The 15,502-nt window shown below is 35.8% G+C and carries 12 protein-coding genes and 1 pseudogene; 1 reads left to right on the top strand and 12 read right to left on the bottom strand.

Annotated elements, in window-relative coordinates:
* Nucleotides 1-214: 214 nt before the first annotated feature.
* The gene (gene sigE, locus ACTWQB_RS08485) at nt 215-934 is read right to left on the bottom strand and encodes an RNA polymerase sporulation sigma factor SigE (RefSeq protein ID WP_443138756.1); all 720 of its coding nucleotides are present in this window, start codon (nt 932-934) and stop codon (nt 215-217) included.
* On the bottom strand, nt 934-1,848 hold the full coding sequence (gene spoIIGA / locus ACTWQB_RS08480; RefSeq protein WP_443138755.1) for a sigma-E processing peptidase SpoIIGA: 915 nt from the start codon (nt 1,846-1,848) through the stop codon (nt 934-936). Before spoIIGA ends, sigE begins: the two co-directional genes overlap by 1 nt.
* 333 nt (nt 1,849-2,181) lie before the next feature.
* Here spoIIGA and ACTWQB_RS08475 point away from each other — a divergent pair.
* Nucleotides 2,182-2,355: pseudogene (locus tag ACTWQB_RS08475) on the top strand (transposase); the annotation flags it as partial.
* A 286-nt stretch (nt 2,356-2,641) separates the two neighbouring features.
* On the opposite strand, the gene ftsZ reads toward ACTWQB_RS08475, so the two are convergent.
* The 10 genes from ftsZ to ACTWQB_RS08425 all read right to left on the bottom strand — a co-directional run bounded on the left by ftsZ (nt 2,642) and on the right by ACTWQB_RS08425 (nt 15,442).
* A complete protein-coding gene (ftsZ, locus tag ACTWQB_RS08470; protein WP_443138754.1) occupies nt 2,642-3,778 on the bottom strand; it encodes a cell division protein FtsZ in 1,137 nt (378 codons plus the stop codon).
* A 61-nt stretch (nt 3,779-3,839) separates the two neighbouring features.
* A complete protein-coding gene (ftsA, locus tag ACTWQB_RS08465; protein ID WP_443138753.1) occupies nt 3,840-5,147 on the bottom strand; it encodes a cell division protein FtsA in 1,308 nt (435 codons plus the stop codon).
* 116 nt (nt 5,148-5,263) lie between these two features.
* Entirely contained in the window at nt 5,264-6,055 is a 792-nt protein-coding gene (locus ACTWQB_RS08460; protein ID WP_443138752.1) for a cell division protein FtsQ/DivIB, read from the bottom strand.
* An 88-nt stretch (nt 6,056-6,143) separates the two neighbouring features.
* Nucleotides 6,144-7,043 (bottom strand): UDP-N-acetylmuramate dehydrogenase, encoded by a 900-nt coding sequence (gene murB / locus ACTWQB_RS08455; RefSeq protein WP_443138751.1) that lies wholly within the window; start codon nt 7,041-7,043, stop codon nt 6,144-6,146.
* A gap of 42 nt (nt 7,044-7,085) precedes the next feature.
* A complete protein-coding gene (gene spoVE, locus ACTWQB_RS08450) occupies nt 7,086-8,192 on the bottom strand; it encodes a stage V sporulation protein E (protein WP_443138750.1) in 1,107 nt (368 codons plus the stop codon).
* Nucleotides 8,193-8,245: 53 nt separating this feature from the next.
* The gene (gene murD / locus ACTWQB_RS08445) at nt 8,246-9,595 is read right to left on the bottom strand and encodes a UDP-N-acetylmuramoyl-L-alanine--D-glutamate ligase (RefSeq protein ID WP_443138749.1); all 1,350 of its coding nucleotides are present in this window, start codon (nt 9,593-9,595) and stop codon (nt 8,246-8,248) included.
* Complete coding sequence (gene mraY, locus ACTWQB_RS08440; protein WP_443138748.1) at nt 9,595-10,584, bottom strand: phospho-N-acetylmuramoyl-pentapeptide-transferase; 990 nt, start codon at nt 10,582-10,584, stop codon at nt 9,595-9,597. Before mraY ends, murD begins: the two co-directional genes overlap by 1 nt.
* 24 nt (nt 10,585-10,608) lie before the next feature.
* The gene (locus ACTWQB_RS08435; protein WP_443138747.1) at nt 10,609-11,952 is read right to left on the bottom strand and encodes a UDP-N-acetylmuramoyl-tripeptide--D-alanyl-D-alanine ligase; all 1,344 of its coding nucleotides are present in this window, start codon (nt 11,950-11,952) and stop codon (nt 10,609-10,611) included.
* Between the two features lie 6 nt (nt 11,953-11,958).
* The gene (locus ACTWQB_RS08430; protein ID WP_443138746.1) at nt 11,959-13,431 is read right to left on the bottom strand and encodes a UDP-N-acetylmuramoyl-L-alanyl-D-glutamate--2,6-diaminopimelate ligase; all 1,473 of its coding nucleotides are present in this window, start codon (nt 13,429-13,431) and stop codon (nt 11,959-11,961) included.
* Between the two features lie 82 nt (nt 13,432-13,513).
* Complete coding sequence (locus ACTWQB_RS08425; protein ID WP_443138745.1) at nt 13,514-15,442, bottom strand: stage V sporulation protein D; 1,929 nt, start codon at nt 15,440-15,442, stop codon at nt 13,514-13,516.
* Between the last annotated feature and the right edge of the window lie 60 nt (nt 15,443-15,502).

Here is a 15,502-nt window from a genome sequence, read left to right as displayed (position 1 = left end):
ACTTCAGCTAATAGTGTTATATAAATTTCTTATATTGCTTATCATACGTATAATAAATGAATTCATACAAAATATAGTTCACAACTGATCTAATTAAAAGAAGCCAAATATTAAATGTAAAATTACACTTAATATTTGACTTCTCCTTTTTTGTTGCGTCAAGAAAAATTCGTTTTTTAATCGGACTATGTTGTCACAACATCTTATAACCACATTAAACCATTTTATTAAACTCTTTTTTCAGACGACGAATGATTTTCTTCTCTAACCTTGAAATATAAGATTGAGAAATTCCTAACTGCTCGGCAACGTCTTTTTGAGTTTGTTCTTGGTGACCACTTAACCCGAAACGCATTTCCATGATTTGTTTTTCTCGCCCGTTTAACTTTGATAAGGCATTTTTCAATAAATTTTTATCAACAGATAAGTCCAAATCCTTCGTAATAATGTTCTCATCTGTTCCGAGAACATCAGATAATAATAACTCATTGCCATCCCAATCTACATTTAATGGTTCATCGAAAGAGATCTCGGTCTTACGCTTGTTATTTCTTCGTAGGTACATAAGTATTTCGTTCTCTATACACCTAGATGCATACGTTGCTAATTTAATATTTTTCTCAGGGTTAAATGTATTAACGGCTTTGATTAATCCAATGGAACCAATACTAATCAAATCTTCAATATGAATGCCTGTGTTCTCGAATTTCTTAGCAATATAAACAACAAGTCGTAAATTATGCTCAATCAATTTAGACTTAGCCTCATTATCACCATTAGAAACACGATCAAGCATTTCTCTTTCTTCTTCTTTTGATAATGGTGGCGGCAATGCCTCGCTACCACCTATATAATATACCTCATCTGGCTTACGTTTAATTTTTAATATAATCGATAAGAAGAATAATTTAATTCGATACCATACTCGTTTCATTAGATTACTCCTTTCACATGTTGAACCTTAGTATTTTTCGATTGAAATAGTAATGGATGTAACAAACAGTTATATGTCATGCTATTTGAAAACTCACCAAAATGTATACCAATATAAACTCGATTTGATGAGTGTAAGTAGTCATTCACTTTAATGGATATTTGACGAACTTGAAAGACAGGGATGTATCCAACATCACCACCAGCCTTCTTTAAAGGAATATATTCAAATGGTGTTTCAAAGTCAGGCTGGTCAAATGGTTTTGACTTCAACTGAAGAACCTTCTTTTCCCCAAACAAAGTATGAGCAGTTGATTCATCTATTAGCATAATAGGTTTGTTCATCAATGGATGGGTTAGTTGGTTGCCTGTATCATAGAAACCTTTAAGGTAAAACTTACGATGTTGGTCAATATGTACAATAACATCGTAAATTTGCTCATGTTGCAATTTAACTATGGCTAACTTCTGTAATCGATCTTTCGTAAAATAAACAAATACAGGAAAAAAGATTAAAACGAATACCCAGCTCACCATATTTCCATAAGCTACGTGACCTAACCAGGGCAAATCAATTTGTTGGGACTGCAAGACGTAATGTAATGCAAATAATCCACCTCCTATTGAAAAATTTATAAAGTAAAAGCTGAAAATATAAATGACAAAACGGCGAATCGAGTGGAACGGAAAAGCAATTAAGATGATTCCAATCGAATATATTAACTTTACTAGTGGCCAATTAAGCCAGTCCAAGTTTGAGATAAATGACAGTGGAACTATTAATGAAGCGTAAAAGCTAGCTAAAAATAAACGCAAATGAGAAAACGGCTGCCGCACAGCCCATGCAACAACTAGTAAAACTAACCAATCAAATATGAGATTGAGCATCCAAATTAAATCCAAGTAGATTTGCACAGTCATTCATCCTAGTTAATTTAGTGAAGGTCTATTTATATAAAAGTATAAAAAAGAGAGCCGAAAAATCATGTCAATTTTTCGGCTCTTTTATCATCTAATTTTGAAAGCTTTTGTCTATATAAGTTTTATTGTAAATATATCCATAAACAACCTTACAATTAATACGGTTCTATTTCAAATGTGGTGGTGTAAAATTTACACCATCCACTTTTTATCCTTTTAATGATTATATTTAACATCGCTCCATCAAAATGCTTCGCTTTCCGCGGGCACGGCTCGAGCCTCGTGCTGTTCCCGCAGGAGTCTACGCATTTTGATTCCGCTTAGTGCTTACGTTCATGTAATACGAGCCAAGTTGAAATCGTTGTAATAGATTTATCAAAAGCATTTAATTATCGCAGACCGTTTTCATTATATGCGACATGTGTATTGGGCACTTGATGACATAAGCATGATGTAGATAATAACACGCGTAAGAAGATGAAGCGTGGTAAGAAGTTGTTAGAATGTGACGAGCGATAGGCGGCGACGCCAGTGGGAACAGCACGAGCTGAAGATCCACTGGGGAAAGCGTATTTCTTTCCCCAGTTAGCTGAAGCCGTGCCCACGGCAAGCGTCCGCCGATAGTGAGTCACAAACCAACGGTTCAATCATCAATCTCTCAACATAATTGTTGTGACAATAGACACCACCACATTTGGTATAGAGCCAGAAAAACCTTTACCCCAACAAATATTAGAGCCTAAAAAACGAACACTACTCATTGATGAATAGTGTTCGTTAATATATGTTATCGATCGCGATTGCGATTTCTTAGGAATGTAGGGATGTCTAGTGTATCCTCTTCAAAAGATGGCCTACGACTAGTAGACTCTTGTCTTGAAGTTTGTTGTTGTGGCTGTCCACCTATTGAAGGTGAGCTTTGAACTGGCTTTTGTTGATAACTTGGACCTTGACTAGGTTCCTCTTGTTTCGTCTCATCAAAACCAGTTGCAATAACAGTTACAACAATTTCATCTTTAAGATTTTCATTAATGACTGAACCAAAAATCACATTAACTTCTTGGTCTGCAGCTGATGTAACGATCTCAGCGGCTTCTTGTACTTCAAAAAGACTTAGATTAGCTCCACCAGAAATATTCATAAGAACTCCGTGAGCACCATCAATGGATGTCTCTAGTAAAGGAGAAGAAATAGCTTTTTTAGCTGCTTCCGTCGCACGATTTTCACCAGTTGCAACTCCAATACCCATTAAAGCTGATCCCTTGTCTGCCATAATTGTTTTAACGTCAGCAAAGTCCACGTTGATTAGACCAGGTACTGCAATTAAATCTGAAATACCTTGAACGCCTTGACGTAATACATTATCCGCCTCTCGGAATGCTTCTAACATCGGTGTGTTTTTATCAACAATTTCTAATAAGCGATCATTTGGAATAACGATTAATGTATCCACATTTGCTTTAAGTGAATCGACACCTGTTGTAGCTTGAGTTGAACGTTTACGTCCTTCAAATAAGAACGGGCGAGTTACAACTCCTACTGTTAGAGCTCCTAGTTCTTTTGCAATTTGTGCTATTACTGGTGCAGCACCTGTACCGGTGCCGCCACCCATACCTGCTGTGACGAATACCATATCAGCACCTGCTAAAGCTTCTTCAATTAATTCTTTGCTTTCTTCAGCAGCCTTCTTACCAACTTCTGGATTCGCACCTGCTCCAAGTCCTCGTGTTAATTTCTCACCAATTTGTAGTTTAGTTTCTGCTTTTGATAGATTAAGAGCTTGGGCATCCGTATTAACGGCAATAAACTCTACGCCTTGTACACCATGTTCGATCATACGGTTTACAGCGTTACTTCCACCACCACCGCAACCGATTACTTTTATTTTTGCTAATTGGTCAACATTTGATTCAAAATCCAACATCACTTGTTCCTCCTATTGTTTCAATATTCCAATCAGTGACTTTATGAAGGAATCACTAGTATTAATCAAAGAAGTAGTTTTGTAGTTTTTTCACAAGACTTTCTTTGTTTTCTTTATCTTTATTTTTACTTCTAACTTTTTCGGGATCGTGCTTTTCTTTCTTTTCAGCTTTTGGTTTAGAAGATTGATTAGACTCATTTCCCTCTAACCTTACACCTGAAACATAATCTTTACCTTGTATTTTCGCATTACGGTAAGCAAATTGCAAGGTTCCTAAGCCAACGGTAAAATGTGGTTCTCGTACACCAATATGAGTTGGTACTGAAATTCTGACATTGGTTTGGAAAATATCTCTTGCTAGTAAATCTGCACCCGGAAGACTCATGACTCCACCAGTTAATACATACCCACCAGGAAGGTCACGATAACCCATTCTTCTGTATTCTTGCATGATAAAATGGAAAATCTCTCCCAACCTTGCCTCAATAATTTCAGTGATTTGGACCTGACTGAAGGTCTGCTTTTCATTACTTCCAATAGTTGTCACATTAAAAGTATTATCTTCCAAAGCTTCTTTCAGATAAGCATGTCCATATTCTTGTTTAATAATTTCTGCTTCTTCAGTAGTGGTCTTTAACCCTATTGAAAGGTCTTTAGTAATGTTGTCTCCTCCAAGTGGCATAACAAACGTTTGCACTAGGTTTCCGTCAGCGAAAACAGAAACTGTTGTGCTACCTGCACCAATGTTGACAAGGCCTACTCCTAGACTCTTCTCATCTCTTGAAAGAGCAACTTCACCTGAAGCTAATGGCTGCAAGCAAATATCCTGTACTTCTAAACCTGCTCTTTCAACACATTTTAAAATGTTATGTAAATTTGTTCGACCACAAGTAACTAAAGTCCCTTGCATCTCAAGACGTACACCAATCATTCCTCTTGGATCAGTAATTTCGTCTTGGCCATCAACTATGAATTGTTTAGGGTAGACATCAACAATCTCTCTCTCTGGAGGAATCGACATGACTTGTGAAGCTTCAATTACACGTTCGATATCTTCATCAGATATTTCTCGTGTTTCACTAGATACTGCAACTACTCCATGACAATCTTGAAGGTCAATATGGCTACCATTGATGCTTACAATAACACGTTGGATTTCCATATCCACCATGCGTTCTGCTTGATCTACTGCATTTTGTATTGAATGAACAGTTTGATCGATATCTACAATCGCACCTTTTTTCATTCCTTTTGATTCAGCTACTCCAACTCCAATTACATTCATCGTATCTTTAGAAACTTCACCGATAATGACTTTGACTTTGGAAGTACCGATATCTAGACTGACTAAAATTTCACTACGATTCAACGTTCGCACCTCCGACTACGGCTCATATCATGTTCTATTCCTTATTCTTTTAATTCAATGTTTTAAAGCTAATACCTTCTAGATTCTTCAAAAAAATAACAAATACATAAATGACATTAATTTTCCTGGGACTCTGCTTCTATTTCTACTTCATCACTAGTATCATATGGTTTAAAGTAAGCACCAACATCTATGTATAATACACCTTCCAAATCAGGTGCCACTTGAGATGCTATTGAAGGATATAAACTCATCTTTTCTTCAAAATTATGAATAGAGGCAATCACTTCTTGTCCATCCGTTGTGTATAGCCTAATGCGGTCCTGATTTGTTTCTGTTGGATCCGAATATACTTCAGAGATGAGTGATACAACTGCCGAATCTAAATTAGCTAGTTGTTGTGTTAAACGAGTTAAAAGTTTATCCTCATTCGAAAACCCATGTAATACTGGGGCATCCCCTTTTGGAACTTTTAATTCTGTATCTTTTAACACTTGACCATTCTCCAAAATCGGATTAAATAGATTGCTAGTTTTAACATAACCAACACGAGTAAATTCATTTACTTGTAAAGTAACTTTATTGTACCAGCTACGTTTCATGGTAACGTCACTTATTTCTTGGTGTGATTCTACACTACTGATTACTTCATCTCGATTAATAGACCAAAAAGATTGATTAGTTGATAAACCACTTAGTTCAACAACTTCATCATCAGATATGACTCTGTTATTTTGGACTTCAATATTGCTTATATGGCTTAATGGTGATTGCAAATAAACAATAACTAGAATTAAAAGTATAATCAACGTTAAATAAGTAAAGAACCGTCGATTAGCTTTTCTTTTTCTAAGTTGTTTGAGTTGAGGAATTCGATCTTCAATCGAAACGACTTTTTTCTCTGCCATTCAAAAAGCTTCCCCTTAATAAAAATAGATTCTATTTCATTATTATAGCATAATTCAACGGTATAATAATAAGGTATTTTTGCTTAATTTACAATATTTCAACTTCTGTAACCATTTCTATATTATATTTTTCTTTAACTTGGTCTTTAATTAACTGAATAAGAGCCATGACATCATGATAAGATGCATCTTCTTCATTAACTATAAAGTTCCCGTGCATTTCAGAGATTTTAGCTCCACCAATTTGATGTCCTTTTAAGCCCAATTCCTCCACTAATTGTCCAGCGTGTCGTGGAAGTGGATTTCTAAAAATACTTCCTGCACACGGGTGATCCCAAGGTTGAGTATCTCTTCGATAATCTTTATGTTTTTTCAATTCAGCTAATATATCTTGTTTATTACTTTTTTCAAGTTGGAATACAGCTTCAATACAAAAACCTTTCTTCTCATCTTGTAAAACTGATTTACGATAATCAAACTTCATTTCTTCATTCGTAAGCCATTCAGTTGTACCATCTTCATAAAGAACATGTGCTTTTACTAGAATTTTAGAAATATCCGAACCATGAGCACCGGCATTCATAAAGACTGCTCCACCAATACTACCAGGTATTCCACCAGCAAATTCAAACCCACTCAATTCATCACGGCTAATAATGGCTGCCAACCTAACTAATGGATAACCGCCTCCAACTAAAATCTGGTCACCGTCCACTTCGAGATGATCAAGACCTTTTCCAAATTGAATGACTGCACCACGAATTCCTTCATCAGGAATTAATAAGTTAGAACCACGACCTATGACACTAATTGGAATATTGTTTTCCTTTAGTACGTTAAGTGCTTCTTTTAATCCATCGATTGATTTTGGTTGAATAAATAGATCAGCTGGGCCACCAATCTTAATTGTTGTATGTTTTTTTAAAGGTTCGTTAAGAAGAACCTTTCCAACTTCTTTTTCGTTTAATTTATCTACAATTTGTTGCATAATTAATCCATCCTTTAAAATCTTCTACTTTAAGGGTGTATACTACTTTATTGTCGCATAACGACTGATATTTAACAATATACCAATTGACACCAATGTTAAGGTCAATGATGAGCCTCCATAACTTAATAAAGGTAATGTAATCCCTGTAACCGGAATCAGTCCAATAACAACGCTAATATTAATCATAACTTGAATCATAATCATTGAAGTAATCCCAAAAGCTACAAGAGAAGCTGACATATCCTGTGAATGAACTGCAATTAGAATTCCTCGCCAAACCACAATAAAGAACAAGAACAAGATAAATGCGCCCCCAATTAGGCCGAGTTCTTCTGCCATCACAGCAAATATAAAATCTGTTTGTGGTTCTGGTAAATAGAAATACTTCTGCATACTATTCCCAAATCCCAATCCCATTAAACCACCTGGGCCAATCGCATATAATGACTGGATAATTTGAAATCCATCACCTAATGGATCTTCCCATGGATTTAGGAAAGCTTGGATCCGACTAATACGATAAGGTGCAGAAATAATTAATCCTGCAAGACCTACTAATCCCATTACGGCTAATCCAACGAAATGACTTATTTTTGCACCTGAAATAAAAAGCATTAGCATGCCTGTTAGAACTAATACTAATCCGGTTCCTAAATCCGGTTGTAGCATAATCAATCCAAATGGGAGTAAGATTAAACCTAGCATTGGGAAAAAACCTTTAAATAAAAATGGAAGGTCATGTTGCTTTTTGGGTAAAAGCTTTGCAAATAATAGAATCAATCCTAGCTTCATAAATTCACTAGGCTGTATACTGAATGCACCGACACCAATCCAACTGTTTGCACCACCTCGTACCATTCCTATTCCTGGAATGAACAAAGCAATTAATAACAAAATACATGCAATATAAATCGTAATGGCCCAATTAATATACTTAAAATATGGAATTTTAATTACAATCCAAATTCCAACTAATCCAATCACAGCAAATAGCAATTGTCGTTTTAAATAAAAAAAGGAGTCACCAAATTTATAATCAGACCATACTGAAGATGAACTATAAACCATTAACACACCAATTAGCAATAGAATTAATACAGCTGTTAATAAAACGTAATCAATATGTGATTCTACTTTTTTGTTCACAAAAAAACACCCCTACTCCTTTGTTGAAGTTGGGGCTATTGGTAGACAAGCCCCTAATAAAGCTTATGCACCAATTGAATAAACATGTCTCCACGTTCTTCAAATGATTTGAATTGATCCCAACTAGCACAAGCAGGAGAAAATAATAGAATATCCCCTTTTTCACTAGCTTCATAAGCTTTAAAAGTTGCTTCTTGTAAATTGTCTACCGTTATTATTGATTGATAATGGTTGCGCTCGGCAGCTTCTCTTATCTTACTCGCAGATTGGCCATAGGCAACACAATACTTTACATATTCAAAAGATTGTATTAATTGGTCGAATTCCACTCCACGATCTAGACCACCAACAATTAATACGATAGGTTTGTTAAATGCTTGAATGGCCATAAGAGTTGCAGAAATGTTTGTTGCTTTAGAATCGTTAAATACTTGTCTTCCATTAACCGATTCAACAAATTGCAAACGATGCTTAACACCTGTGAATGTTTTTAACACAGATTTAATATCCTCATTAGCTACATTAAACAGTTTTGCTACCGCAATACCAACTAAGACGTTCTCTAAATTATGATCGCCAGGTAAGGCAATCTCTTTTCTATTTATAATAGGTTCATGTTGAAAGAAAACAATATCATCATCTACATACAACCCTTTACGTTCAAGTCCTGAGACAGAGAAAGGAATAATCTTAGCTTTTGGATTTGCAATACCATTTCTCAAATATTGATCATCTGCATTATAAATTAGTGTATCCTCTTCATTTTGATTCTTCGTAATGTTTAATTTTGAACCTACATAATCTTCCATAGTCTTATGATAGTCTAAGTGTGCTTCCGTGATATTAATCAGAACACTAATATCTGGTTTGAAATTTTCAATCGCCTTCAATTGAAAAGATGATAATTCCATTACAACAGGTTGATTTGATTTTTGTTGTCTTGCGACAGTGGTAGCTACCTTACCTATATTACCTGCTATTAATGGATCTAACCCACCTGCTTTTAATAGCTCGTAAGTTAAAGAAGTTGTGGTTGTTTTCCCATTTGAACCTGTAATCGCAATTATTGGACCATCAATCAAGTAGTAAGATAATTCAACTTCTGTAATCACAGGAACATCTCTATCAATAGCTTCTTTAACGATTTCATGATGATAAGGTATTCCAGGGTTTTTTACGACTAAGTCAATACCATCTAGAACGGATATTGGATGCTCTCCTGTTATAACTTCTACACCTAGCTTGTCAAACCGTTGAGCAATATCATTTTCATCCAACTTTGTTAAATCATTAATTCTAAATGGAATTTGACTATCATATAATAACTGTGCTGCAGCCTCGCCACTCTTCGCTAGACCTAGCACTAAAACATTTTGATAAGGAAAATCTGTCAAAGTCTTCACTACATCCACACCTCAATAACTAAGCCTAAACCTGCACATATTAAACCAACGAACCAGAACGTCACAACTACTCGCCACTCCGACCAACCTGTTAGCTCAAAGTGATGGTGTAATGGACTCATTTTAAAGATTCGTTTTCCACCTGTTAGTTTAAAATAAGTAACTTGAATCATAACTGATAACGTCTCTACTACAAAGACACCACCTATAATAACTAGTAACAATTCAAGTTTCATTAGAATTGCAATTGTAGCTAAAATCGCACCAATTGATAATGAACCTGTATCTCCCATAAACACTTTTGCTGGGTGACTATTAAAAACTAAAAACCCTAGTAATGCACCAACTACTGAAAGAGAGAATATGGTAATCTCAGGTTCTACATGATGATAAGTTCCTATAATTGCAAAAGCTGCAAAAGCAATTGACGCCGTACCTGCTACTAGACCATCTAATCCGTCTGTTAGATTAACAGCGTTAGATGCACCGACTAACATGATTAATAGAAACACGCTGTAGAACCAACCAAAGTCAACCGAAAAGTCGGTTCCTGGTACAGAAACAGCCGTATTATATCCGTGATTATGTAACACGATATAAACGACAACAGCAATAAATATTTGTGCTAACATTTTTTGTTTAGAGGTTAAACCAAGGTTTCGTTTCTTTAAAATTTTAATAAAATCATCTAAAAATCCTATTAATCCATAACCAATTAAAACAAATAATAGAATAAAAAATTCACTTGAGAACTGAGTGCCTTCATATCTCCAAATCATGAATAATGATGTGAAAATAACTGAAAAGATAATTAGAACACCGCCCATTGTTGGTGTTCCTGATTTAGCTTGGTGGGATTGCGGACCTTCTTCTCTAATACTTTGACCAAACTTTAATCGCTTTAAGAAAGGGATTAAAACTGGGGATATTAGTACAGAGAACAGAAACGCAATACCAATTGTAATAAGTAATACTGATTGTGGTAACATGTTTTCCCTTCCCTTCAAAACCCATTAAATTAACTGATTAACGACCTCTTCTAACTTGATTCCTCTTGATGCTTTAAATAACACAACTGTATCTGAATCTAACTGTGCTTTAAGATCATGAGCCAAATCGTCAGGGTTGTTATAATGTTGACTTTGACCTTTAATTTCATCACTCAAGCCCTCTAATATATAGCGACTTTCGCTACCATACGTTAGAACTAAGTCTATTGATGAATCAATTGAATCGCCAACCCTCATGTGATCATCTTTAGAGTATTCACCTAATTCAAGAATATCTCCTAGAACTACAATTTTCTTATTATAATTCATGTTCTTTAACACATCAATAGAAGCAACCATAGATGTAGCTGATGCATTGTAGGCGTCATTAATAATTGTTGCACCGTTAATCGCTTCTACTTTCTCAAAACGCATCGATGGCAATTCAAGCTGATAAAGTTGATTCTTTACTTTTGAAAGGTCCACATCTAGTTCATCACATAATGCATATGCAAACGAAACATTTTTTGCCTGATGTTTCCCTAATAATGGAATGCTCAACTCCTGACCATTAATTGAGAAGCTAGTAAAGTCATTATGTTGCTTAACATGATCTATTACATAATTGAGATCTTCTGAAAAGCCACACGTTAACTCTTTAAAAGACCTTGGAGTCTTTGGTTCTAGTAAAGGTTCATCGCCATCATAAATAAATACACTTTCTTGTTTAAAACCTGATGTAATTTCTAACTTCGCTTTAGCAATCCCCTCACGACTTCCTAAATGCTCAATATGGGATTCTCCGATATTAGTTATAATCCCAAAATCTGGCTCCACAATATGTGACAGTAGCTCAATTTCGCCAAAACCACTCATCCCCATTTCAGCTACCAGCACTTCTGTATTAGGTTCCATATCTAAAACAGTCAAAGGAAGACCAATATGATTGTTTAAGTTCCCTTTGGTCTTCCAAACTTTATATTTCGAAGCTAAACAACTAGCGACGATCTCTTTAGTTGTCGTTTTACCATTTGAACCTGTTACACCTACAACAATAGGCTTAATAAGATGACGATAACTATTTGCTAAGGTTTGCAGTGCTTTCACAGTATCATCAACATAGAAGATTGTGATGTCATCAGGTACATCTTTTAGGTTCTTTTGGCTTGATAATATAGCCGTAGCACCATTTTGAATGGCTTGCGGGATAAATTCATGCCCGTCAAAACGCTCACCAACAATCGGTACAAATAAACTATTACTTAATTGCTCGCGACTATCACGAAAAACATAATATATGTCTTTATTTTCATACTCAGTATGGTTTGGAAAGATGTTTGCTAAAAAGTCTAAGTCAAATTTCTTCATAGTAATCTAGGACTCCTTATTCCGTTCTTCGATAAATTGCATTGCAACCTCACGGTCATCGAAATGTTGTTTTTTTCCGTTGATTTCTTGGTATGCTTCATGTCCTTTACCTGCAATAAGTATAATATCACCTTTCTTAGCTGTCCAAATCGCTTCTTTAATAGCCTCTTTGCGATCAATAATGACTTTAAATTCATCACCTGATAAGTGCCCTGTCATATCTTTTAAGATATGTTTAGGGTCTTCAGTTCTTGGGTTATCGGAAGTAAATAATGACACTTGACTATATTTAATTGACGCATCAGCCATTTTAGGGCGCTTCGTTCGATCACGATCCCCACCGCATCCTATTACCGTAATAATTCTATTCTCTTTAATTTCATTAAGAGTTTGTAAAACATTTTCTAAAGAGTCTGGTGTGTGCGCAAAATCAACTATGACAGTATAATCTTGGCCGCAATCAACTTTCTCTAAACGTCCCGGAACTCCACCAATACCCATTAAAGCTCTTTTGATTTGTTCAACTGGTATTTTATATTGATAGGCAACTGAAATGGCTGCCAATATGTTATAAATATTAAATTTACCAGTTAATGTGGTTTGAACTTCAAAATCATCTTTTGGCGTCTCAACTACGAAAGTCATCGAATCTGCTTGTAAATGAATGTTTTTAGCCCTAATAAACGCATTCTCAGACAGACCATAAGGAATATACGGAAAAGGTGTTGCTTGCGTCATTACCTCTGAATAGTGATCATCAGCATTAATGACTGCTGTTTTATTTTGAGTATAATCATTACCTAGTTGTGAAAAGAGTAACGATTTTGCATAGGCATAATCATTCATATTTAGGTGATAATCTAAATGATCTTGAGTAAGGTTAGTAAATACAACTGAATCAAACTGCACTCCATGCACACGTCCTTGATGTAAAGCATGAGAAGATGCTTCCATAATGACTGTGTCCACATCACGCTCTTTCATTAAGCGCAAATGTTTGTGCAAGAACAAACTATCTGGTGTCGTATTATTTAATGGGTAGGTTTCTTCTCCTATTTTCATGTCAATGGTTCCAATAATTGCTGTCTTATGACCATTTTCTTTAAAAATTTCATCCAATAAATAAGACGTCGTTGTTTTTCCATTCGTACCTGTAATCCCGATAATATTTAAATCTTTACTTGGAGTACCGTAAAAATAATTAGCTAGTATGGATAATGCTTTTACAGTACTAGGAACTAAAATTACTGGTAACTTAGTTTCTACATGCCTTTCAGCTACAATAGCACAAGCACCGTTGGCTTCTGCGTCCTTCACAAACTCATGTCCATCCACTTGTGAGCCTTTTATACAAACAAACAATGTATTAGTATCTACTTTTCGAGAGTCCATTTCAACTTTCGAGACTTCTATATCAATTAGATTATGTTCATCAGTTTTATAAATTTTGAGATTTTCTAATAGTTCATTTAATTGCATAGGATCTCCTGCCTTTAGTGTTAATAAATTACAACATTATTATAGCAAACTTGAGCTCGTATAACGATAAAAGGTTAGAGAATTAATTAGAGTCACCTAGAAAAACACGTATTGTTGACCCTGATTCAACTTTTTCTCCAGGGCTAGGTGATTGTGAAATAACTGTATTCCCTTCACCATGAACATCTAACCTTAAGTCGTATAAGAAATTTCTAATGTCTTTTACTTCTTCTCCTACTAAGCCAGGAACTTCAACTTTTGGTGCATCTGGCCATTGGTACTCTTTATCAAGTCCACCTTCTCGTTTTTCAATACCCTTAACATTTAAGATGTCTTCTAACACTCTTCCTCCAATTGGACTTGATACAACGCCACCAAACTGAATGGTGTTTTTCGGGTTATCTACAGCAATATAAACTAAATACTTAGGATCATCCGCAGGGGCAAACCCAATAAAAGATACGATATGGTTATTCTCTAAATAACGACCATTAGGACCAACTTTTTGTGCAGTACCAGTTTTCCCACCGACGCGATATCCATCTAAGTAAGCGCCTCGACCAGTACCTTTAGCAACGACCGTTTCTAATGCTCTACGTACCTCTTGTGAAGTTTGTTCACTAATGACTCGTTTTTTCATCGTAGGCTCTCTTGCTTCTACCTCTTCTCCAGTCGTTGGGTCAACTAATCCCTTCACCACATAAGGTTCGTACAGATAACCTCCGTTTATGGCCGCTGCTACAGCTGTTACTTGTTGAATTGGGGTCACAGATACACCCTGACCAAATGCAGAAGTTGCAACTTCTACAGGACCAATCTGTTCTTCCTTAAATAAGATACCCGTACTTTCTCCTTCTAAATCAATTCCTGTCTTTTCACCAAATCCAAATTCACGAATATAGGTGAAAAGCTTCTCTTCACCTAACATTTGTCCTAAGTTAACAAACCCAGGGTTACAAGAATTTTGCACTACTTCCAAATAGCTCTGACTTCCATGTCCTCCACTATGCCAACAACGGATTCTAGCACCCGCCACTTTCACATGCCCTGAGTCATAGTAAGTATCTTTATCTAAATCAATTAAACTCTCTTCTAATGCTGATGCTAGAGTTACAATCTTAAAGGTAGAACCAGGCTCATATGTGCTAAAAACAGGTAGGTTTCGATTGTAAACTTCTGGAGCAACTGATTGATATTCTGATGGGTGAAAGTTAGGTCTACTCGACATAGCCAGAACCTCACCATTATTCGGGTCCATAACGATCGCCAAAGCGCCATCTGGATCATACTTAGCCTCAGCAATATCTAACTCTCTTTCGATAATTGTTTGGATTTCAGCATCAATTGTAAGTGACAGATGGTGACCATCTTCTGGGGGACTGTAACGGTTTGAAAGTTGATTCAACCTTCTTCCCTTAGCGTCCGAAAAGAAGGATAATGCTCCGGAATCCCCTTTTAATTTGTCATCATAACTCGCTTCAAGACCTGCTAAGCCTTGATTATCAATCCCAGTAAAGCCAAGGACATGTGATAATTGCTCATCAAATGGATAAGATCGTTTTGAATCTTGAGCCAAATACACTCCAGGCTCATTAAGCATTCTAATTTCTGTAGCTTGTTCATCAGTTAGCTTTCGGCCTTCTGGATGAATAATTTCAACTGAAGCGACTTTGGTTAAGTGTTCAAGGGCTTTTTCTTCAGAAATTGAGATAATCTCAGAAAGCTTCTTCGCTACCGATTCTGGATCTTCAATTTGTCTTGGTACCACAACCAAAGTTGGTGCCAACTGGTTGTCCACTAACACTTCACCATTTCGATCAAGAATCTTCCCACGCTCTGCATACAATGGGATATCTCGACTCCATAACTCTTCAGCTTTTTCTAGAATCTCAGCACTAGATACCAGTTGTACATATGCTAAGCGCCCAACCATTATTAGAAAATAAACAGCAATCAATAAAAAAACAGCGATCAAACGTTTTTTCACAGTAATAGCAGCAATTCGTCTCAATGTGTCATTCTCCTTTACACCTATGCTTGTATTAAAACTATGAAAAAACGTCTACAATTA

The organism is Piscibacillus sp. B03 (assembly GCF_052246295.1).
Classification (GTDB): domain Bacteria; phylum Bacillota; class Bacilli; order Bacillales; family Alkalibacillaceae; genus Piscibacillus.
The sequence above is the reverse complement of the archived record's forward strand: the minus strand, read 5'-3'. Positions and strand labels throughout refer to the sequence as shown.

Coding starts and splice junctions, on each gene's coding strand:
- sigE (WP_443138756.1), bottom strand. CDS start 934: ATGAAACGAGTATGGTATCGAATTAAATTATTCTTCTTATCGATTATA.
- ftsZ (WP_443138754.1), bottom strand. CDS start 3,778: ATGTTGGATTTTGAATCAAATGTTGACCAATTAGCAAAAATAAAAGTA.
- ACTWQB_RS08460 (WP_443138752.1), bottom strand. CDS start 6,055: ATGGCAGAGAAAAAAGTCGTTTCGATTGAAGATCGAATTCCTCAACTC.
- murB (WP_443138751.1), bottom strand. CDS start 7,043: ATGCAACAAATTGTAGATAAATTAAACGAAAAAGAAGTTGGAAAGGTT.
- mraY (WP_443138748.1), bottom strand. CDS start 10,584: ATGTTACCACAATCAGTATTACTTATTACAATTGGTATTGCGTTTCTG.
- ACTWQB_RS08435 (WP_443138747.1), bottom strand. CDS start 11,952: ATGAAGAAATTTGACTTAGACTTTTTAGCAAACATCTTTCCAAACCAT.
- ACTWQB_RS08430 (WP_443138746.1), bottom strand. CDS start 13,431: ATGCAATTAAATGAACTATTAGAAAATCTCAAAATTTATAAAACTGAT.